At 41.7% G+C, this 22,259-nt stretch carries 20 protein-coding genes; 14 read left to right on the top strand and 6 right to left on the bottom strand.

What is annotated here, in order from left to right; all coding sequences use genetic code 11:
• Positions 1-69: 69 nt before the first annotated feature.
• Positions 70-612: a transposase gene (locus ACYVBM_RS17500; RefSeq protein ID WP_460686992.1), complete on the bottom strand. Its 543-nt coding sequence runs from the start codon at positions 610-612 to the stop codon at positions 70-72.
• A 235-nt stretch (positions 613-847) separates the two neighbouring features.
• Here ACYVBM_RS17500 and ACYVBM_RS17505 point away from each other — a divergent pair, with 235 nt between their 5' ends.
• Entirely contained in the window at positions 848-1,195 is a 348-nt protein-coding gene (locus tag ACYVBM_RS17505) for a HesB/IscA family protein (RefSeq protein WP_460686993.1), read from the top strand.
• Positions 1,196-1,247: 52 nt separating this feature from the next.
• Entirely contained in the window at positions 1,248-2,147 is a 900-nt protein-coding gene (locus tag ACYVBM_RS17510; protein ID WP_460686994.1) for a class I SAM-dependent methyltransferase, read from the top strand.
• Positions 2,148-2,180: 33 nt separating this feature from the next.
• Here the strand turns inward: ACYVBM_RS17510 and ACYVBM_RS17515 are convergent, their stop codons facing one another.
• Positions 2,181-3,008 carry a glutaminyl-peptide cyclotransferase gene (locus tag ACYVBM_RS17515; protein WP_460686995.1) on the bottom strand — a complete coding sequence of 276 codons (828 nt, stop codon included), beginning with the start codon at positions 3,006-3,008 and terminating at the stop codon, positions 2,181-2,183.
• 238 nt (positions 3,009-3,246) lie between these two features.
• Between ACYVBM_RS17515 and ACYVBM_RS17520 the strand changes: the two genes are divergently transcribed.
• The 3 genes from ACYVBM_RS17520 (at position 3,247) to ACYVBM_RS17530 (ending at position 7,144) form a co-directional block, all read left to right on the top strand.
• A complete protein-coding gene (locus ACYVBM_RS17520) occupies positions 3,247-4,191 on the top strand; it encodes an EamA family transporter (RefSeq protein ID WP_460686996.1) in 945 nt (314 codons plus the stop codon).
• Between the two features lie 11 nt (positions 4,192-4,202).
• Positions 4,203-5,225 (top strand): LLM class flavin-dependent oxidoreductase, encoded by a 1,023-nt coding sequence (locus ACYVBM_RS17525; RefSeq protein ID WP_460686997.1) that lies wholly within the window; start codon positions 4,203-4,205, stop codon positions 5,223-5,225.
• A gap of 194 nt (positions 5,226-5,419) precedes the next feature.
• On the top strand, positions 5,420-7,144 hold the full coding sequence (locus ACYVBM_RS17530; RefSeq protein ID WP_460686998.1) for a phospho-sugar mutase: 1,725 nt from the start codon (positions 5,420-5,422) through the stop codon (positions 7,142-7,144).
• A 249-nt stretch (positions 7,145-7,393) separates the two neighbouring features.
• Here ACYVBM_RS17530 and ACYVBM_RS17535 read toward each other — a convergent pair whose 3' ends face one another.
• A complete protein-coding gene (locus ACYVBM_RS17535; protein ID WP_460686999.1) occupies positions 7,394-8,938 on the bottom strand; it encodes a hypothetical protein in 1,545 nt (514 codons plus the stop codon).
• A 196-nt stretch (positions 8,939-9,134) separates the two neighbouring features.
• Between ACYVBM_RS17535 and ACYVBM_RS17540 the strand changes: the two genes are divergently transcribed.
• From ACYVBM_RS17540 to ACYVBM_RS17580, 9 genes are all read left to right on the top strand, one after another.
• The gene (locus tag ACYVBM_RS17540; protein WP_460687000.1) at positions 9,135-10,307 is read left to right on the top strand and encodes a 2-isopropylmalate synthase; all 1,173 of its coding nucleotides are present in this window, start codon (positions 9,135-9,137) and stop codon (positions 10,305-10,307) included.
• A gap of 190 nt (positions 10,308-10,497) precedes the next feature.
• A complete protein-coding gene (ilvD, locus tag ACYVBM_RS17545) occupies positions 10,498-12,180 on the top strand; it encodes a dihydroxy-acid dehydratase (protein ID WP_460687001.1) in 1,683 nt (560 codons plus the stop codon).
• 124 nt (positions 12,181-12,304) lie between these two features.
• Positions 12,305-12,478 carry a hypothetical protein gene (locus ACYVBM_RS17550; RefSeq protein WP_460687002.1) on the top strand — a complete coding sequence of 58 codons (174 nt, stop codon included), beginning with the start codon at positions 12,305-12,307 and terminating at the stop codon, positions 12,476-12,478.
• Positions 12,459-12,947: a DinB family protein gene (locus ACYVBM_RS17555; protein ID WP_460687003.1), complete on the top strand. Its 489-nt coding sequence runs from the start codon at positions 12,459-12,461 to the stop codon at positions 12,945-12,947. The genes ACYVBM_RS17550 and ACYVBM_RS17555 overlap by 20 nt, the downstream gene beginning before the upstream one ends.
• 58 nt (positions 12,948-13,005) lie before the next feature.
• Positions 13,006-14,748: a biosynthetic-type acetolactate synthase large subunit gene (ilvB, locus tag ACYVBM_RS17560; RefSeq protein WP_460687004.1), complete on the top strand. Its 1,743-nt coding sequence runs from the start codon at positions 13,006-13,008 to the stop codon at positions 14,746-14,748.
• A gap of 54 nt (positions 14,749-14,802) precedes the next feature.
• Positions 14,803-15,390, top strand: a complete 588-nt coding sequence (gene ilvN, locus ACYVBM_RS17565) for an acetolactate synthase small subunit (RefSeq protein WP_460687005.1) — start codon at positions 14,803-14,805, stop codon at positions 15,388-15,390.
• Between the two features lie 18 nt (positions 15,391-15,408).
• On the top strand, positions 15,409-15,876 hold the full coding sequence (locus ACYVBM_RS17570; protein WP_460687006.1) for a DinB family protein: 468 nt from the start codon (positions 15,409-15,411) through the stop codon (positions 15,874-15,876).
• Between the two features lie 51 nt (positions 15,877-15,927).
• Positions 15,928-17,409: a ketol-acid reductoisomerase gene (gene ilvC, locus ACYVBM_RS17575; RefSeq protein ID WP_460687007.1), complete on the top strand. Its 1,482-nt coding sequence runs from the start codon at positions 15,928-15,930 to the stop codon at positions 17,407-17,409.
• Between the two features lie 218 nt (positions 17,410-17,627).
• Entirely contained in the window at positions 17,628-19,154 is a 1,527-nt protein-coding gene (locus ACYVBM_RS17580; protein WP_460687008.1) for an ATP-binding cassette domain-containing protein, read from the top strand.
• On the opposite strand, the gene ACYVBM_RS17585 is transcribed toward ACYVBM_RS17580, so the two are convergent.
• The 3 genes from ACYVBM_RS17585 to ACYVBM_RS17595 form a co-directional block, all read right to left on the bottom strand.
• Complete coding sequence (locus ACYVBM_RS17585; protein ID WP_460687009.1) at positions 19,145-19,471, bottom strand: hypothetical protein; 327 nt, start codon at positions 19,469-19,471, stop codon at positions 19,145-19,147. The genes ACYVBM_RS17580 and ACYVBM_RS17585 overlap by 10 nt on opposite strands.
• A gap of 162 nt (positions 19,472-19,633) precedes the next feature.
• Positions 19,634-20,779, bottom strand: a complete 1,146-nt coding sequence (locus ACYVBM_RS17590; protein WP_460687010.1) for a methionine aminotransferase — start codon at positions 20,777-20,779, stop codon at positions 19,634-19,636.
• A gap of 120 nt (positions 20,780-20,899) precedes the next feature.
• Positions 20,900-22,033 carry a hypothetical protein gene (locus tag ACYVBM_RS17595; protein ID WP_460687011.1) on the bottom strand — a complete coding sequence of 378 codons (1,134 nt, stop codon included), beginning with the start codon at positions 22,031-22,033 and terminating at the stop codon, positions 20,900-20,902.
• Positions 22,034-22,259: the final 226 nt, after the last annotated feature.

Below are 22,259 nucleotides of genomic sequence, written 5' to 3' on the forward strand. Positions count from 1 at the left end.
GCCTCACTTAAAGCAATTTTTGCTCCAAATGAGGCATTTTTTATATTCTTTTGCTAATAAAATACAAGCCTACACTGCATTACATATTTTCAGGAAGACCCTGCATAAAGTGCCCTTTCTTTTGCAGCAGTAATCCAGGTAGGAGGAGAACTTCCATTGTTCAGCAGAAGATACCAGCTCTGCCTCTACCGGGTTTTGATGTATATAGTTAAAGCAGTTGTAGATGTAATCAGCTAGGTTGTATCTGTTTGCATTTGCGTCTGCCTCAGATAAAGCCTTTGATTTTGTTTTTTGTCTGAATAAAGATCCGGTCCTGTTGTATTTCTGATTATATATTCTTGCATATCCGCTTAGCATTTTTCGTATCCCATTTGCAAGTTGCTCAATTTCTATACCTCCTTGTTTTATTTTATTGCAACTCTTTTCTGTGGCATAAATCATTAAATGAAAATGATTAGGCATCAGGCACCATGCAAGTATTTCACAATTGGGTAGCATTAGTTGTCTTATGAGATTCAGAAACGTAGTGTAATCTTCATCATCATGAAAGATAGTGGCTTGGTTATTCCCCTGGTTAAAAATATGGTACGCGTTTTTTGGCAGAAATTTCATATAGCGGTTTTTACAAATATACAAATCTCTCGTTGCTGGTCAGACCGGGACGGTCAGACCATGTACCACAGTCTGACCGTCCCGGTCTGACTGTATGGTTGGCAGGCGTAGGTCTCGTTGTTGATGTCAGAGAGCATCGCCTGTCCGAACGGATTTCATCCGGGTTGGAGAATCCTGATATCATTATAACGGAGCGATGACATAATAATAAGTTGCTTTTGGTTAATTTTGCAGTATGGAGGCAACAACTATCAGCAGCCCGGTTCAGTTAACTGCCGGTGCTGTAAAAGAAATAAAAAGATTGATGAATGAGCCTGGCTTCGATAAGGCCCAGTACCTGCGCGTGGGAGTGAAGGGCGGCGGATGCAGCGGCATGAGCTATGTTTTAGGTTTTGATGCTAAGGAGGGCAATGATAAGGAGTTTGAAGTAGAAGGTATTCCTTGTATTATCAACAAATCTCATGAATTATATTTGGCCGGCATGGAAATAGACTGGAGCGAAGGTTTGGATAACCGTGGTTTTACATTCTCCAATCCCAATGCAAGCAGCACCTGCGGCTGCGGAACCAGTTTTGCCGTATAATTTTATTAAACCTTCCTGATACGGGAGGAAAGGAGAAACTATAAATTTTTTAATGCCAGTGATTCATTATACGCACTGCCCTGTTTGTACGTCAGACAAATTGCAGCCTGTTTTCAAAGTAAAAGATCACACCGTTAGCGGTAAGGAGTTTGAAGTGATGCATTGCAATAATTGTACCCTGAGATTTACACAGGACGTGCCGGTATTGGAGGAAATTGGCCCATACTACAAGTCTGAAGACTACATTTCTCATACCAATACGAGCAAAGGGCTCATCAACCGGTTATACCAAAGGGTAAGGGTTCGTACCATGAAGCAAAAAGCTGATGCAGTGAAAAAATTCACAGGGCTGAACGCAGGTAATTTATTAGATATTGGCAGTGGAACAGGAACCTTTTTACACACAATGAGGCGGCAGGGCTGGCGGGTTTCGGGTCTTGAGCCAGATGCTGATGCGAGGGAATTGGCAAAAAGGGAATATGGTATAGAGGCTAATCCATCGCATCTTTTATTTTCTTTAGATCCCGGCAGTTTTAATGCGGTTACCCTTTGGCATGTGCTGGAGCACGTTCATGCTTTACATGAGTATGTGGCACAAATGAAAAAGCTGTTGGCTCCGAACGGGGTATTATTTATTGCAGTGCCCAATTACACTACGAAGGATGCCGGGGTATACGGAAAATATTGGGCTGGCTATGATGTACCAAGGCACCTGTATCATTTCTCTCCAAAAGCGATGCAGATCTTAATGGCACAGCATGGATTAAAGGTTGTCAAAATGCTGCCAATGTGGTTCGATAGTTTTTATGTGGATATGCTGAGCAGCAAATACAAAACTGGAAAGATCAACTATGCGAGCGCTGTTTTGCATGGCCTTGCGTCCAATATTAATGCTATTGGTAATGTTGAAGAATGTTGCTCGGTTATTTATATTGTCCGGGCTGACGCTTAAACCTGCGTTTTCATGCACTTGCTGCGAGAGGTATTACTGTCCTAACTTTACTTCATATAGCTCAGGCCATTTTTTCCCGGTGATGTACATCTTTTTGGTATCAGCATCATAGGCAATACCGTTGGGTACGTTATTAGGTTCTTTACTGTTTACGCGTTCCCAGATATCTGAAATATCTATCCTTCCTGTTATCAGTCCGTTATCAGGATCTATTTTTAAAATATATGGCTGTTGCCAGACATTTGCGTAAATAAAACCATCAATATACTCAAGTTCATTAAGGTTATAGGCTAATTCACCATTGAATGTTACGGATTGTGTATGCAGCAGTTTGAAAGTGGAAGGTTCATAAAAATATAAGTTCCCGGTACCATCTGTTACAATTAATTCTTTGCCATTAGTAGTAATGCCCCAACCTTCAGTGGTGATATCAAATTCTTTCACTTTTTTAAAATCAGGAAGTGTATAGGCAAAAGCTTTACCTTCACGCCAGGTAAGCTGGTAAACGGTATCGTTTAAAATGGTAATACCTTCTCCAAAATATTTTGGGTCGAGGTCAATTGATTTTTCAGCTTTACCCGTTTCCAGGTTGATCTTCATTAACCGAGAGAATTTGCTGCCCACTACATCATACGCCGCGCCTCCTGTTCCTTCATATAATTGACCTTTATAAACAACCAGTCCCTGCGTAAATGAAGCCGTGTCATGCGGATAGGTTTTAATAAGCGATAAACGTATAGGTGGAATAGTATTATCCGCCGTAGTTTTACTGGCGGTTGTATTACTATTTTTATTGTCATTACAGCTCAAGATGCCGGCTGCAAATGCAAATGCTATATAAAAAAATACACGATTCTTCATGCTTTACAAATAATTGGCTACAAACGTACATGAAATTTTTTATTCATAAAATACACACAAGATGAATAAAAAATTTTATGAGATTTCCCCATGGTCAAAAGCAATAATAAATTTTCATGGGAAATGTAGGGTAGGATATATTGAGAAAATCATAAAAAAGGAATGGAGGAATATTTGTAAACCATTTTACTTTGCATTTGTTAGGATAGAGTATAATAAGCCTCTGCTTATACTTGTTATGAACCGAAAAGAACCATCATTTTTATTGATTATACTGGCTTTCGCCGCTGTTTACATTATTTGGGGATCTACCTATTTTTTTATAGAAATGGCTGTCAGAAGTATACCGCCCGCCATATTAGGCGCTGTGCGTTTTTTTATAGCGGGTACAGTAATGCTGATATGGGTAGCTTTTCGCCGGGAAAAGATATGGAACAAGGCCGCCGTACTCCCTTCTGCTATAAGTGGTGTGCTGATGCTTTTTTTGGGGAACGGCGCGGTAATATGGGCGGAACAGTTTTTGCCCAGCTCATTTGTGGCCATTTTCCTGGCTTCGGCACCCTTATGGTTTCTGTTGCTGGATAAAATAAACTGGAAGCAGAACTTCAGCAGCAAATTTACGCTCCTGGGCGTAGCTATCGGGCTGTTAGGTGTTATAGCGTTATTTTATGAAAAAATTGCGGTTGCCGGGCACAGTGGAACTTTAGTTTCTTTATTAGTGCTTTGTGTGGCAAATATCAGCTGGTCCCTGGGCTCGTTATATTCAAAGTATAAAGTGCGTAATATATCTCAATCGGTAAACGCTGCATGGCAGATGTTTTCAGCAGGGTTTGCTTTTTTACTGGTAGGCCTGTTGAACAAAGACTTTTCGGCTGTTCAATGGTCGCAGATCCCGCTTCAGGCATGGATGGCAACGGCATACCTGGTTATCTTTGGTTCTATCATTGGGTATAGTGCCTATGTATTTTTACTGAGTGTAAGAAGCCCGGCACAGGTAAGCACCTATGCTTATGTAAATCCCTTAGTGGCCGTTCTGTTAGGTGTATGGATCAACCGCGATCGCTTAACGCCTATACAGCTATCAGGGCTGGCGATTATTTTATGCAGTGTTTTTTTTATTAACCTTGCGAAAAAGGAACGGGCTAAGAAGAGCGAAGCCATAAAGGCGGAGGCAGCCTCTTAACAATAAGATTTATGACTCATTCTGTACGAAACCCTGTACGATATTCGGTATTAGACCTGGCAACGGTTTGCGAGGGCGATACCCTTCAGCAGACTTTTTCAAGAAGCTTACAAACTGCCCGCTTTGCAGAAAGTGAGGGTTATACGCGTTACTGGTTTTCAGAACATCATAATATGGAAAGTGTGGCCAGTGCGGCTACATCTGTTTTAATTGGCTATGTAGCCGGTGGTACCTCTGCCATTCGTGTAGGTTCCGGGGGCATTATGTTACCGAATCATTCCCCACTAATTATTGCGGAGCAGTTTGGTACTTTGGGCTCGTTATATCCCGGCAGGATTGATCTCGGCCTGGGCCGCGCCCCTGGTACTGATGGTTTAACTGCTATGACCATTCGCAGTAGTCCTGTTAATGCGCCGTATGATTTTAAGGCGCATATTAAACAGCTTCAAACTTACTTTAGCCCCGAAAATGCCGGGGCGAAAGTGCGTGCCTTGCCGGGCGAAGGGGTAGATGTGCCGCTCTGGATTTTAGGCTCCAGTACGGATAGCGCTTACCTGGCGGCACAATTGGGTTTGCCTTATGCCTTTGCAGCGCATTTTGCCCCGGCACAGTTAATGCAGGCGCTTTCTATTTACAAAGAATATTTTCAACCGTCGGCAGTGCTGCAGGTACCTTATGCGATGGCCTGTGTAAATGTAATTGCAGCAGCAACAAATGAAGAAGCTGCATTCCTTTCCACGTCGTTATACCGTATGTTCATGGGCATTTTTACGAATGCTCGTTCTCCGCTGCAACCACCCTTTGATCCGAATGAACTGACATCTTTGTGGACGCCAGAGCAGGAATATGGCGTTAAGCATATGCTCGCTTATTCCTTTATTGGAGATAAGCGTACCATTACTACAAGTGTCTCTGAATTTTTAAAAGCGACAGGGGTACAGGAAATAATGATCGCCTCGCAGATATTTGATCAGCAAAAGAAGGAGCATTCTTTCCGGTTATTTAAGGAAGCGATTGATAGCATAACAGTATAAAATGTGCTGGCAAATGTAATGATTACTGATGTTTATGCGGGATGCCGTAAATATATGGCTGCAGGGTATGATTCCCCGTCTGCCCTGCAGGTAATTTAGCTGATATTAGTTCTTGCCAGTTCGCGAAAAATGAATAGATCTTTACTTTGCATTAAGGTGTAACATTAGTATCTTCAGCACCAAAATAAACTTTTATGGATAGCGCAATTCAACAAAAAGTAGATCAATGGTTGCAGGGCAATTATGATGAAGATACTAAAAACGATATCAGAAAATTACAAACTGAAAACCCGAACGAACTTGCTGATTCTTTTTATCAGAATCTTGAGTTTGGAACAGGGGGCCTCCGGGGAATTATGGGCGTGGGCACCAACCGGATGAACAAATACACGGTAGGGATGGCCACACAGGGTTATGCCAATTATTTGAAGCAGTCGACCGATGGCGGCGTTAAAGTAGCTATTGCTCATGATAGCCGTAATAACAGTCGTTTTTTTGCAGAGACTACTGCCAATGTTTTTGCTGCCAATGATATTAAGGTCTTTTTATTTGAAAGCCTTCGTCCTACGCCGGAGCTTTCTTTTGCAATAAGGACCTTAGGTTGTCAAGGGGGTGTGGTGTGTACCGCCTCACACAATCCTAAAGAGTATAACGGTTACAAGGCGTACTGGAATGATGGAGGACAGTTAGTTCCTCCTCATGATAAAAATGTGATCCGGGAGGTGGAAAAGATACAGTCTGTTGACGATGTAAAATGGAGCGGTGGAGAAGCCAATATTACCATTATAGGAAAGGATATGGATGAAAAGTATATCGAAATGGTGAAAGGCCTCAGTGTGTATCCTGAAGTGATTGAAAAGCACAGCGACCTTAAAATTGTTTATACACCCATCCACGGAACAGGCATTACTCTGGTACCGCAGGTACTGGAAAGGTTTGGGTTTAAAAATGTACACATTGTGGAGGAACAAAAAACGCCCGATGGGAACTTTCCTACGGTGGCTTATCCCAATCCTGAGGAGAAAGATACTATGAGCATTGGTTTGCAAAAGGCAAAGGAGCTGGATGCCGATATTTTGCTCGGAACCGATCCCGATGCGGATCGTGTGGGTATTGGTATTAAAAATAATAAAGGCGAATGGGTACTCATGAATGGTAACCAGACGGCTGTACTGGCCTTTAATTATTTGCTTGAAGCCCGGAAAGAAAAAGGAATTGCCCAACCTAATGATATGATCATTACTACTATTGTAACCACAGGAATGGCAGATGATCTTGCAAAAGGAAATGGAGTAACCTGCTACCGGGTGCTCACCGGCTTTAAGTGGATTGCCGAAATGATAAGACTTAAGGAAGGAAAAGAGAACTACGTAATTGGCGGTGAAGAAAGCTTTGGACTGATGATAGGCGATAAGATCAGGGATAAGGATGCTGTAAGCGCAGTAGCCTTATTATGCGAAATGGCCGCCTATGAAAAAGATAAGGGGAAAACCCTGTTTGACAAGTTGCTTGAGTTGTATATTAAATACGGATTTTATAAAGAAGACCTGATCTCTATCACTAAAAAGGGAATGGATGGCCAGCAGCAGATCGCAGCCATGATGCAGGGCTTTAGAGAAAATCCGCCTAAAGAGATCAATGGGGCTAAAGTGGTAAGCGTATTAGACTATGACAACAGTACGGCTACGAATGTTCAAACAGGAGAAACATCGGCTATCAGCCTGCCACAATCAAATGTTTTGCAGTTTATAACGGAAGATGGGTCCCTGATATCAGCAAGGCCAAGCGGCACAGAGCCTAAGATCAAATTCTACTTTAGTGTAAAAGAAAAGCTGGAAAATGCGGATCAGTTCGATGAAGTGAGTGCAAAGGCAGCTGATAAAATTCAAGGCATTATCAGCGATATGAAGCTGAAGTAAACTTGAAAATATCATAATGAAACAAGAAGACCGCTGCAACAATCTCTTGCAGCGGCTTTATCTTTTAATACATTCAACAGGCGCCCGAACCCCGGTTGAAGGATCGGCTGTTTTTGCCTTTAACCGTTACAGCGGATGATATCACCATCTTTAGCTTTGTGCATATCGCTTTAATATTATGTATGGGGAAAAATACAGTTGCGCTTTCTTAGCGCTATTTACAAACGCACATACTTAAAAGAAACGGCCCTATTGGTTCTTTCGCTCCTTTAAATATTTTTTTCGGATCACATCCTGCACATTGATCCCCGATATTTTACTTTCCAGCCAGCTGATTACATCCAGGTAGGCAAATGCCCTGGATTCAAGCCGGTGGCTTTGATATTTTTTAAGTTTTTCCAGTAGTTTTTCAAATTCGGGTTTAATTGTTTTTTCGTTGAACTTAAAAGCATGCCGCAGAAACCGGAACATCTCTTCTTCTACCTTACTCAGGTTCTCCATCTTAGCCATATACCTGTATACCGATTTGATAAGATATTCCAGTAAATTATAATTGCCCAGTTCGTAATGAGCGATCAGGTGCAAGAGCCTGGAATAGCATTGCAGATCGGTACGCAGATCGTCTTTCTGATGAATGATCCGGTTCAGATAATCGATAGCCTTGCCATTGTCGCCGCTGCCAAAATACAGGCAGGCAATTTTATAATAAAATACCATTACCCGGTGCCTGTCTAAATACCGGCCATATGCTACTAACATTTTTTCCAGGAAGGGAACCATTTTTATTCCTTTGTGAAAGGTACCTTCCAAAAAATGAAGATTGATTACTGCTGTGTACAAATAAACGTAGGTTACAATGCGGTTATTGTCCGTATCCTGAATCAGCGGTAATTGTGCGAAATGCTTAAACTTTTTAATACATAAAGCCAGTTTATCATGGTTCAGCAGGTTAAAATGCGCACTCATCAGGTTATGCATCCCTTTTACGTACATAGCCGTTTCGGTTTCTATCATCTTTGGGTTTTGCTCAAATACATCCACCCATTTCTGGCAATATCTGTAATACATCAAAAAGTCGAGCTTAATATAAGCATACCATACATAAGACTGGTACATATACACTTTTTCGTAAAAAGAATCCCCGATATTAGCAGGCAGGTTAAGCTCAATAAATTGCTGCGTTATTTTCAGGTCCTTTTCATTACGGGCATGACCATTTTGAATATACCAGCCGTATAAGAGCAACGTAAGATTAGATAATGCGTTGATATTTGCAATAGTTTTATTTACTGCATTAGCTTCGGCAGAAAGTTCGTCGGCTCGTGTTTGCAGGCTCCGGGTGATGTACAACGCCTCAATTTTCTTTTCAAAAAACAAAGCCTGCTGCAGGTACGTGAGCTGATGATGCGCTCTGGCAAACTCTTTGATCCGTTCTAATATCTTTAAGGTTTGATGGTATAGCCCTTTATTATAAAGAATACGTGCACTGTCCAGCATTTCGTGCAGCTGCAGATCCGTATTTCTTTCATCCTTCAGTACCCGGAGACTACTCAATATCTGGCGGTATAGCAATGCTTTGGTATTGGAAAGTTGCTGCTTCTTGACACTGGGCACTTTTTTCAGCAAGAGCGCGTCATCGTACTCATTCATTTTATCCAGCGCATCAAAAACCTGCAGGCTTTTGAGGCTTTCTGAACCGGAATTACGGTTCACAAACAGTTTCAGGTTCCTCTTTTCCGATTTTTCAAGAGATTTGATCAACTGAAACAGGGCATCTGTACTTCTACTGGGCATTGTAATTTATATACCTTCTAATAATTGATTTTCAATAAAATAAGAAAAAAAATCAAAACTTATATGATGTAAATCGGCTTACAATATGGTTTCTTACACAAGATAGTAATTGTTATTTTTATAGACATATTTTATCGGCTTGATTTTCTGTTTAAAAATCTGGCCGCAATTTATTCATCATAACGATTCAAAATTTATGGCACAAGACAAAGTTTTCATTTTCGACACTACGCTGAGGGACGGAGAGCAGGTCCCGGGTTGTAAGCTCAACACGGAAGAAAAAATAAAACTGGCTCTTGAGCTTGAAACATTAGGTGTGGATATCATTGAGGCCGGCTTTCCCGTTTCAAGCCCCGGGGATTTTACATCTGTAAACGAAATTTCCAGGGCAATTAAAAACGCTACTGTTACGGGTCTTACCCGTGCTGTACAAAAAGATATTGAAGTGGCTGCTGAAGCTTTAAAGCCTGCCGTTAGGCCCCGCATTCATACAGGTATTGGCTCTTCTGATAATCATATCAAATACAAATTCAATACTACAAGGGAAAATATTATAGAGCGTGCAGTGGCAGCCGTAAAGCTGGCGCGGAATCTGGTTCCTGATGTTGAATTTTATGCAGAGGACGCAGGCCGGGCCGATCTTCAGTTTCTGGCGCAATTAACAGAAGCTGTAATAGCAGCAGGCGCTACGGTTGTAAATGTTCCTGATACAACAGGTTTTTGCCTGCCCCACCAGTACCAGGAAAAAATGGCCTACTTAAGAAATCATGTACCTAATATCGATAAAGCTATTTTGTCCTGCCACTGCCATAACGATTTGGGCCTGGCTACAGCAAACTCCATCGCAGGAGTAATGGGCGGCGCCAGGCAAATTGAATGCACCATTAACGGCATTGGGGAAAGAGCAGGTAACACTTCTCTTGAAGAGGTGGTAATGATTATCAAAAAACATCCGGAGCTGAATTTGTATACCAGTATTGATACCAGTAAGCTGCTGCCCGTGAGCCGTTTGGTATCGGACACTATGCGCATGGTAGTGCAACCTAATAAAGCCGTCGTCGGTGACAATGCATTCTCTCACTCATCGGGCATTCACCAGGATGGATTTCTGAAAGAAGCCAGCACTTACGAAATCATCGCCCCTGAAGAAGTAGGCGCAGATACAAGCCGCATTGTGCTTACCGCCCGTAGTGGCCGGAGCGCGCTGGCTTACCGTTTTAAGAATTTAGGGTATGAATTTGACCGCAACCAGGTGGATGAACTGTACCAGCAGTTTTTAAACGTAGCGGATGCTAAAAAAGAGGTAGAAGACAGCGATCTGAAAGAAATGGCGGAGAAGGTTAAGGAATATTCAACCACCAATAGTTAACCCATTTTTAATGATGTCTGACGACAGAGTTTGGCACTGCACAGATTTAGCGTAAAACTATAAACGCTGCGAAAGAAAGCGGTGAAAGTCAGTACCGCTTCACATATGAACATTGATTATTGAACATGAATATTGATTATTACAACTATTGAAAGATTAAACTATAAGGAAACCTGAATAACTATTTTGTATGAGCGAATTAAACAAATACTCGAAAACAATAACACAAGATCCCACGCAGCCTGCAGCCCAGGCACAATTGTATGCTTTGGGATTAACAGAAGACGATCTGAAAAAGGCGCAGGTAGGCATCGTAAGCATGGGGTATGACGGCAATCCATGTAATATGCACCTCAACGGGCTGGCGGTAGATGTAAAAAAGGGAGTATGGGAAAATGACCTGGTAGGTTTGATTTTTAATACGATTGGTGTAAGTGATGGCATGAGCAATGGTACAGACGGCATGCGTTATTCGCTGGTAAGCCGTGATGTAATTGCTGATTCTATAGAGACCGTTTGCGGTGCGCAATATTATGATGCATTGATCGCTATTCCCGGTTGCGATAAAAATATGCCGGGCTCTTTAATGGCAATGGGACGTTTAAATCGTCCGGCTATAATGGTATATGGAGGTACAATTGCACCGGGTCATTATAAAGGACAGGACTTGAATATCGTTTCCGCGTTCGAGGCTTTAGGGCAAAAAATTGCAGGGAAGCTCGATGAAGGCGATTTTAAAGAGATTGTAAAAAGAAGCTGCCCTGGTGCAGGCGCCTGCGGCGGCATGTATACAGCAAATACCATGGCATCCGCTATTGAAGCTATGGGAATGAGCTTGCCCTATTCCAGCAGTAATCCTGCTTTAAGCGAAGATAAAAAGAAAGAATGCGCAGAAGCCGGGGAATACATCCGCCTTTTATTAGAAAAAGATATTAAGCCACGCGATATTATGACCCGCAAGGCTTTTGAAAATGCCATTACCGTTATTATGGTATTAGGTGGCAGTACGAATGCCGTATTACATTTACTGGCTATGGCAAGGAGTGTAGGTGTTCCTTTAACGCAAGATGATTTCCAGGTCATAAGCGACAGGGTACCTGTATTAGCCGATTTTAAACCCAGTGGTAAATACCTGATGCAGGATCTGCACGAAAAAGGCGGCGTTCCTGCTGTAATGAAATATTTATTAAAAAATGGTCTGATTGATGGAAGCTGTTTAACGGTAACCGGCAAAACCATTGCAGAGAATTTAGAAAATGTACCCGACCTGGATTTTGAAACGCAGGATATTGTAATGCCTTTGGATACACCGATTAAAAAAACAGGTCATTTACAAATATTATATGGCAACCTTGCCGAAAAAGGAAGCGTTGCAAAGATCAGCGGTAAGGAAGGAGAAAGGTTTGAAGGTACTGCCCGTGTGTTTGACGGAGAAAAAAAATTGATAGAAGGTCTGGCGAGTGGTAAGGTAAAGGCCGGAGATGTAGTAGTGATTAAAAATGAAGGGCCGAAGGGCGCACCCGGCATGCCGGAAATGCTGAAACCCACAGGTGCTATTATTGGCGCAGGTTTAGGTAAATCAGTTGCGCTGATCACTGACGGAAGATTCAGTGGCGGCACACATGGTTTTGTAGTGGGGCACGTTACCCCTGAAGCTTTTGAGGGTGGATTGATAGGCTTTGTTCAGGATGATGATATTATTGAAATAGATGCAGTAAGCAATAAACTCATTTTAAAAGTTTCGGAAGAAGAAATAGCAAGGCGTAAGGCCAATTGGAGACAACCTGAATTGAAAGCAAAGAATGGTGTACTGTATAAATATGCGAAGCTGGTTAAAGATGCTTCACAGGGATGTGTAACAGACGAAGATTAAAATGCAGGTAATTCAATCCATACAAAACTGGATTTACGGAATCATGGGCGAACGCGTAATGCTTGACTTTGACTTGATTTGTGATGTTGTTGAATCAATTATTTGATTATCAATCGATAGTATTGTGTTATTCAGATCACCAGGAAAATTAAAAGAACGAGTCAGTGGGCATGATGTGCAGCTTAACCAGGTTTACGATGCGGTGGGAAATATGTTAGATGAAAAGCAGCACAACGCAAAAGAAATAAAAGAGAAAGGATCGGCTTTAAAAAATAAAAATGACCAAGGAATATTTTAAAGAACTGGCGGCGTATAATATTTGGGCGAACTCAATTGCCTGTGAATGGATTGAACAGATTCATGACTCACAATGGAACAAGATGATTGCCAGCAGCTTTAGCAGTATCAGGGAAACTGTATTGCATATCATAAGTGCTGAAAATGCCTGGTTGCAAAGATTTCATAAAAAGGTAAATGTCGAATGGATACAATCAACATTTATGGGAACAAAAGATGACCATATAGCGCTTTGGAAACAAACATCAATGGGGATAAAAGATTTCATTGATGCATTTGATGAAAAGGAATTAAATGCAAGGCTTGATTTTAAAAGATTCAATGGTGATGCCTATTCAATGCCTTATTACCAATTATTCGCTCATGTCGTCAATCATGCAACATATCACCGGGGACAACTGGTTACTATGTTGCGGCAGGCAGAATACACAAATGTCAGTTCCACCGATTTACTGGCTTATTATAGATAGAACTATACAATAATCTAATCATTTACCGATACACATCGGTCATATAAAAATATGAGTTATGAATACTCTTGAAATACAAAAAGAAACAATTGCAACGCAAACAGATAAAATCCAAACTATGTCTGGTAGCCGGGCAGTAATTGAATGTTTACTGGCCGAAAACACTGAAGTGATTTTTGGTTATCCGGGCGGCGCCATCATGCCCATTTATGATGCGTTATATGATTATACAGATAAAGTAAAACATGTTCTTGTTCGACATGAACAAGGAGGCATCCATGCAGGTCAGGGATATGCCCGTACCAGTGGTAAAACAGGGGTGGTGTTCGCTACAAGCGGACCCGGCGCTACGAACCTTGTGACAGGCCTGGCAGACGCGCAGATTGATTCTACCCCGCTGGTATGCATTACCGGCCAGGTATTTGCCCACCTGCTGGGTACTGATGCTTTCCAGGAAACGGATGTGATCAACATCACAACTCCCGTAACCAAATGGAACTACCAGGTTACAGATGCCAACGAAATACCGGGTGTGCTGGCAAAGGCTTTCTATATCGCGCGTAGCGGGCGTCCAGGACCGGTGTTGATTGACATTACCAAAAATGCACAGATCCAGCAGTTTGAATTTCCGGGGTATGAAAAATGTAATCATGTACGCAGCTATCGCCCTAAACCTATTGTTCGTAAAGAATATATAGAGGAGGCTGCTGCGTTGATCAATAATGCAGAAAAGCCCTTTGTGATTTTTGGACAGGGAGTCATACTGGGCCAGGCTGAAGAAGAATTTAAAACATTTATTGAAAAAGGAAATCTGCCCGCTGCCTGGACCATACTGGGCGAAAGCGCCCTTCCATCTGGCCACCCGTTGGGCGTAGGCATGTTGGGAATGCACGGTAATTACGGGCCTAATGTATTAACCAACGAATGTGATGTATTGATTGCGGTAGGTATGCGCTTTGATGACCGTGTAACCGGGCGCCTGGATAAATATGCAAAGCAGGCTAAGGTAATCCACCTGGATATAGACCCTGCTGAAATTGATAAAAATGTAAAAGCTACTGTACCCGTATGGGGAGACTGTAAAGAAACACTTCCTGTACTTACTGCTTTAATTGAAAAGAAAGAGCATACGGCATGGCTCGGTAAATTTAAAGAGTATGAGCAGGAAGAACTGAAAGAATGTATAGAGCCTGAAATGAATCCACAGGGTGATATAATGAGCATGGCTGAAGTAATAAATATATTGAATGAGCTGACAAATGGTGATGCTGTAATTGTAACGGATGTGGGCCAGCACCAGATGGTAGCCTGCCGCTATGCCAAATTTAATAAAACAAGAAGTAATGTTACTTCCGGCGGTCTGGGAACGATGGGCTTTGGCTTACCAGCGGCAATCGGGGCCAAGTACGGGGTACCTGACAGGGAAGTGATTGCTATTATCGGCGATGGTGGTTTTCAAATGACCCTGCAGGAACTTGGTACCATCATGCAGTTTGGCGCTGCGGTAAAAATTCTGATCCTTAATAATGAATTTTTAGGAATGGTACGCCAGTGGCAGCAGCTCTTCCACGATAAACGTTATTCATTTGTGAACATCACCAGCCCCGATTATGTAACGCTTGCAAAGGCTTATGGTATAGAAGGTAATAAAATTGACAAAAGGGAAGATCTGAGAAATGCTTTAAAGACAATGCTGGATCACAAAAGCAGCTATCTGCTTGAAATAATGGTAGGCAAAGAGAATAATGTTTTCCCCATGGTACCACAAGGTTGCAGCGTAAGCGAAATAAGGCTGAAATAAGAAAATAATTCATGCCCGGATAACCCGATTTCAAACTTCAAACAACAACTCAAGATGAAACAACAATATACAATCACCGTTTATGCAGAAGACCATATTGGTTTACTGTCCCGCATCTGCATCATTTTTTCCAGAAGAAAAATCAATATAGACAGTCTTAACACTTCTTCCTCAGAAGTGGACGGCATCCACCGGTTTAATATACTCATTGATGAAACAGAAGAAGTGGTAAAGAAATTATGCAAGCAAATAGAAAAACAGGTAGAAGTTTTAAGAGCTTTTTACAATACTAACAATGAAATTGTTTGGCAGGAACTTGCTTTGTATAAAGTGCCTACTAAAGAGGTGGCCGAAAAAATGGTAGTAGAAAGGATATTGAGAAAATATGGCGCGCGTGTAGTTTGTGTAAGGCCTGACTTTACCGTATTTGAATCTACAGGTCATACAGAAGATACAGAAGAGCTGGTGAAAAAGCTCAGTGAGTACAATCTCGTAGAATTTGTACGCGGCGCGCGGGTAGCCATTATGAAAGAGAGTGAAGGCTTCCACAAGAGGTTGAAAGAATTTGAATACAAAGAGCCGGGCGAGGAAGTAATAGAAAATGAGTTTCTGGAACAGGGAGAAAAGATTTTTACCATGTAATTTTACCCGGGTGGTTTTATGAATAAGCATTTTGAACTCATACGTATTACACGGAATAATTTTATTGAACTGCTAAATGGCTTAAACATTGAGCAATTAAATAAAATGCCTGCCGGTTTTAATAACAATATCGCATGGAATTTTGGCCATATTGTTGTAGCTACCCAGGGTCTTTGTTATCGCTTGTCTGGGCTGCCGCTTAATATAGATGATAGTCTTGTTGAACGCTATAAAAAAGGATCAAGGCCCCAGGCATTTATTTCACAGGAGGAGATGGATCTTTTTAAACAGTTATCTTTGAACAGTATTGACCTGTTGGAAGCAGACTATAATAACGGTATATTTAAAAATCGGCCTTTTACTTCATATATGACCAGTTTTAATGTAACATTAAATAATATTGAAGATGCCATAGCTATGGTACAATCGCATGATGCATTGCATTATGGCTATGCCCAGGCGCAGAGAAGATCTGTTCAGCAATAAAAAATCAAATCTCGGCAACAAAAAATCAAAAATTAAAAACACGAATAAACAATGGCAAATTATTTTAACACACTACCTCTCAGAGAGCAATTAAATCAATTAGGTGTTTGCGAATTTATGAGCAATGACGAGTTTGCAGATGGCGTTGACGCGCTGAAAGGAAAAAAGATCGTAATTGTTGGTTGCGGTGCACAAGGGCTTAACCAGGGTTTGAACCTGAGAGATAGTGGTTTGGATGTTTCTTACGCTTTACGTAAGGAAGCTATCGAAAATAAAAGAGATAGTTGGAAGAATGCTACTGATAATAACTTCAAAGTCGGTACTTATGAGGAGTTGATCCCATCTGCCGATTTGGTGATCAACCTTACTCCCGATAAACAACATACAAGCGTTGTAAATGCGGTTATGCCTTTGATGAAGCAGGGCGCCACACTTTCATACTCTCACGGTTTTAATATTGTTGAGGAAGGCATGCAGATACGCAAAGACATTACGGTAATAATGGTAGCCCCCAAATGCCCGGGCAGCGAAGTAAGGGCCGAATATGTACGTGGCTTTGGGGTTCCTACGCTGATTGCTGTACACCCCGAGAACGACCCCGAAGGAAAAGGTTTCGATCAGGCTAAAGCTTACTGCGTAGGTACCGGCGGTCATCGCGCAGGTGTATTAAGATCTTCTTTCGTAGCAGAAGTAAAGTCTGACCTGATGGGTGAGCAAACCATTCTTTGCGGCTTGCTGCAAACAGGGTCTATTCTTTCGTTTGATAAGATGATAGAAAAAGGCATTGATCCTGCTTATGCTTCCAAACTGGTACAATATGGAGTAGAAGTAATTACAGAGGCCCTGAAGCATGGTGGTGTTACCGGTATGATGGATCGTTTAAGCAACCCTGCGAAAATAAAAGCATTCCGCGTATCAGAAGAGTTGAAAAAAATTATGCGTCCGCTATTCCAGAAACATCAGGACGATATTATGAGCGGCGAGTTCAGCCGTGTGATGATGGAAGACTGGGCCAATGGCGATGCCAATTTGTTGAAATGGAGAGCAGAAACCGGCGAAACCGCTTTTGAAAAAACGCCTGCAGGAGATATGACAATCAGCGAGCAGGAATACTTTGATAATTATACTTTAATGGTGGCTTTTGTAAAAGCAGGTGTAGAGCTGGCTTTTGAAACAATGGTAGAAGCAGGCATCAAGCCGGAGTCTGCCTACTACGAGTCTTTACATGAAACGCCTTTAATAGCTAATACCATCGCGCGTAAAAAGCTGTTTGAAATGAACCGTGTTATTTCCGATACTGCTGAATATGGATGCTATTTGTTTGATCAGGCTTGTAAACCTTTATTAGCCGATTTTATGAAAACAGTAGATACCGATTTAGTGGGCAAAAATTTCAACGAGGGCAAAGATAATGCAGTAGATAACCAACAATTGGTAGAAGTAAATGATGCCATCCGCAATCATCCTGTGGAAGAAGTAGGCCGCGTATTACGTAAAGCTATGACTGCGATGAAGGCGATTAAAACGACTTAAATGTGGCTGTGCGAGGCGTTTACGCCTCGTACTTACTATGTTATCGGCTCCGGGCGATAACGTTTTATTGCGTTTATTGCTGGCCTGCACAACATAAGTCATCTTCCTTGCATTGCGGCTTGTGTTGATGAATTAAATGCTATATAAACAAAAAAATTGCGCGCCAAAGGCGCGCAATTTTTTAAGGCTTCATAAAGTTCCCTTGTTATTTTAACAATATGCAAATCCTCAACATACAACATCTTTCTGTTCATTACGGCCCCAAGACCGTTATAGATAATTTATCGCTGACAGTAAATACGAACGAAGGCTGGCTGATACGCGGCGAAAGCGGAAGTGGTAAAACTACTTTAGCCAGGGCTGTTGCGGGCCTGTTAAAGTATTCGGGCAACATTGAAATAAATTTTAACAAACAAAGCCCGTTACCGGCCAGCACACTTTTGGTAGAAAACCGGTACTGCTTTACCAATCTTGAAGGTGACAGGAATTTTTATTACCAGCAGCGCTACAATCATCAGCAAAAAAGGGATACAGTAACCGTAGGCCGCGAGCTGGAGTTATACGGAAAAGAAAATAAGCTGTTCGGCACTCATGCTTCACTCTCAGGGTTAGAGGTGAGGCCTGATGCACTCAATAAACTGCTCGCAACATTTCAATACAACAAAGTTCTGGATGAGCAGCTCTTTGAAATTTCCAGCGGTGAGCATAAGAAATTACAATTGATTAAGGCGTTGTGGCTGAGTCCGCAGCTGCTTATCATCGACCAGCCTTATACGGGATTGGACAAAAGCTCACGCGCCCATCTTAATCAATTACTGGATGAATATACTGCCAAAGGAGGAACGCTTATTATTATCAGCAATGATGCTGAGCTACCAGGATGTATCCATCATTTTATAGAAATAAAGACTGGAAAAATTGTAAATAGCGCTTACGATGTAAATGTGCTTCCCGTTTCCTCATTTGAGGGAAATGCAAGAGATACGGGAAATGATATTTTTTCATCGCTTCCATCTTTTCTTACAAAATCACCTGAATATACATCGCAGGAACTTGTGTACATGAAAAACGTTCATGTGCGTTATGACGGGAAGTATGTATTAACAGGTGTAGACTGGCAGGTGAATGCCGGTGAAAGGTGGCTGCTGCAGGGGCATAACGGCTCGGGTAAATCTACCTTGCTCAGCCTGATTACCGCCGACCATCCTCAGGCCTATGCCAATGATATCAGGTTGTTTGGTGTAAGGCGCGGTGGTGGGGAAAGCATCTGGGATATTAAAAAACGCATCGGCTTAATATCACCGGAGCTGCATTGGTATTTTGATGCCAATGCCACTGTTTCCCAAAGTCTTGCCTCCGGCTTTTTTGATGCCAACGGGCAGTACCAGCGATTACGCTATGCACAAAAGCAACAGTTAGATGAGCTGCTGCATTTTTTTAACCTGTACGGGGTAAGGGATGAGCTGCTGGCAGCACAACCTTTGGGTAAGCAGCGTTTAGCACTACTGGGCCGTACCATTATCAAAAATCCGCAGCTATTAGTGCTGGATGAGCCCTGCCAGGGATTAGACCAGCAGCAAACCCAATACTTCAATGACCTTGTTAATGAAATAAGTAAAAACGGTGTTACGATTATTTACGTAGGGCACTTTGAAACACAGTTGCCCAAATGCATCACACATAAATTAGTATTATCGGAAGGGAAAGTAGTTCCCGGGCAGGAGGGTATAACCAATCACTCCTGAATCACCGGCCAGATGGTTCTGACTTTCTCGATTTGGGTATTTTTTTCAATAACGATGCTAGCTGAATTTCCCTTTTCATCATATATATCACAAAGCATACATGACTGATGCGCCATTGATATATTAAAATATCCCACTCCGTCAATCTTGTACCCGGTTACTGTAAATAATTTTTTGTTCTCTTCTTTTACCATTTTTTCAATCCTGGCTTGTAACCAGGCCGGTATATCCCTGGGGATATTATTATCAACATTGTTCTTTTTAGAGCAGGCAAGAAACCCGGCAATCAGTATCAGTACAAAATAAAATTTTCTCATAATCATCAATTTATTTTACAAGATCATTTCATTATAATTTGTTCTATAAACGTTGTACAGGAAGCACACTATTAACTATAACGCAAAGTTATCACTGTTGGCAACAATTGCGCATTATATTTTTTTATGGCATCTCTATCTTAAGATCCATACAGATAAAGATCAAACATTGCTCAGGGATTTTGCCGCTTCAATCAGTACCTCGTCCTTCTTTGCAAAGCACAATCTTATTATCTTATCGTTTTGGGGTGTTTTATAAAAGGCACTTAAAGGTATGGTAGCTACTTTATGCTCTGTGGTAAGCCACCGGGCAAATTCCACATCGTTTAAACTGCTTATATTGCTGTAATCATATAGCTGAAAGTAGGTGCCTTCACTGGTGCTTAGTTTTTTAAACCGGGAGGCTTTCAGCCCGTCAATTAACAGGTCTCTTTTTTGTTGCAGCAAGCATGCTGCTGCATCTCTTCCATCTATTTCGAGATACTTCGCTAACGCATATTGCGCCGGGCTGTTTACGCTGAAAGTCAGGTACTGATGTATTGACTTAAATGCCTCTGTTATTTCTTTTGGTGCCACGCAATAACCAATCTTCCATCCCGTAATATGAAATGTTTTGCCAAAAGAATATATGGAGATTACCTTATTGTTTAATAACGTTTGCAGAAAGCCTGGCACATGGCTGCTTCCTGCATAAACAATACTGTCATACACTTCGTCAGAAACTACATAAATATCCCTCCCGTCAATAATGGCAGCTAATTGGTTCCAGTCATCCTGCGTCCATACATAGCCCGTGGGATTATGCGGCGTATTAATCAATATAGCTTTTGTTTTAGAGCTGATGGCGCTTTCTATTTTTTGCCAGTCTATGGCAAAATTATTTGCGGCGGCTAAAGTAACTTTTACCGGTATGCCTCCGTTTATTTCTATAGCAGGGAGATAACAGTCAAAAGCGGGTTCTAAATAAATGACTTCATCTCCTTTTTCAATAATAGTAGTAAGCGCGGTATAAATACCATATGTAGCTCCTGGTATAATAGTTATTACCTCGGGTGAGCAATAATCAGTGCCATACCGCTCGTTCAGCTCCACTGCAATATTTTCACGCAACTCCACTATCCCCTGCATAGGCGCGTACTGGTTATAGCCTTCTGTAACAGCTTCCCGTAAGAGCCCGTTCAACTCAGGCGCTATAGGATAATCAGGCAGCCCCTGCGACAGGTTATAAGCATTTTCCTGCCGGGCCAGATTGGTCATTAGGGTGAAAATATTAAGTGGCGGGGCAGAATGTTTGGGCAGCAAACTCATTTCTATAAAGTTTATGAAAAGAATAATAACTAATAAGATCCGGTATTTTCCCTGTTAAAAGTAAAAAGCATTGTTTCTAAAGTGCAGAAACAATGCTTTTGATATCAGTTATACAATTTGTTAATGGTTGCGTGCATTTACAATGATTATCTTGCTGTAAGATTTTGTGCCATCTGTATCAACCTGGGCAATGCGCAGATAAATTTTATTCCCCGAAAGATCTATAGGATTCGTGTCATTTTTGTAACAACTGTACAGCACCGCCGTAAGAAAGCAAACTGCTATAAGAGCGGCTGTTCTTTTTCTTCTGGCTGGCAATATTAAAAATAGCAATGATAATCCTGTAAAGCCTAAAACTGCTGCCTTTTCAGCTATGTTTACTGACAGGCTGTATTGGATTGGAGAAGAAGAAGTTCCATTAAATGCTTTTGACATTATTTTTGACAATGTAGTAAACTTTTTGCCATCATCAGAAACCTGCACCTCAAAGTAGGCGTTGTTCGTTTCAGACAGCGTGCTCCATTCTATATTAAGATTATCATCAGTTACAGCCGCGTGAAGCGGTCCAAAATGTACGGGCAGCACTTCGGCCGGCCCGAAATCAATATTATCCGAAGCCAGGAACAGAAAGGTATTAGGTGCTGCATCAGCCACCACAAATCTTACTTTATCTATATTATTCCAGTTCGCTCCAAAAGATAAGTTACCGGAATTACTGCCATCTACATTGTAATTTAACCGGCTCCAGGTAACCGTGTTCCCATTGTTGCCGGCTGTTCCTGAAGTGGTTACATTTAGCCCGTTGGCCCGTACCACTTCCACATTATCTCTGTATCCTACAATATTGTAAACTTCTGACATTTCTCCAGCACTATGTCCAAAAAACTCAGCCGTCATTGAAACCAGCTTAAATTCATAACCGTTTGCGGTTCCAATTTCCGCATAAGTTCCCGGCGAAGCATCATTACTATTAATTAATACTGCGCTTCCAGAGAAAGCCGGGCTTTCTACAGCTATAATTGTACTCCCTCCAATTGCTACACCTACATTACTGCCTCCCGTATACGTCACGCATTCATACGTTAGTGAAGGGGCATAGCTATCATCAACATGAGTCCCAAAATTCTGATCGGGAGGAGTGGTGCATTGCGCTTCGGCCCTGTTTCCCGGCAAAGCAGTAAATAAGATGGTGGCTAATAAAGCCGGTTTGATAACAGCCATATGCTGTTTGCATTTCAGTAGTTGATTTTTCATTTTATAAATATTTCTGCAGTATGCTAAACGGCTACAGCTATGTGTGTGCCGGAATTATTATCAGAGCAGTAGTTTACAGAGAAGTGGAAGAAGCGTTAGGAATTAAGCTTTGGCCAAAAGGGCATTTATGTCATAACAAATGCAGCATCTGTGATACTTTAAAGTTTCAGGCATAGAGCGTTGCGGTTTATTACAGTTAAGAGACTGTGAGATCTATTTCAATAAA

The organism is Niabella aquatica (assembly GCF_054779315.1).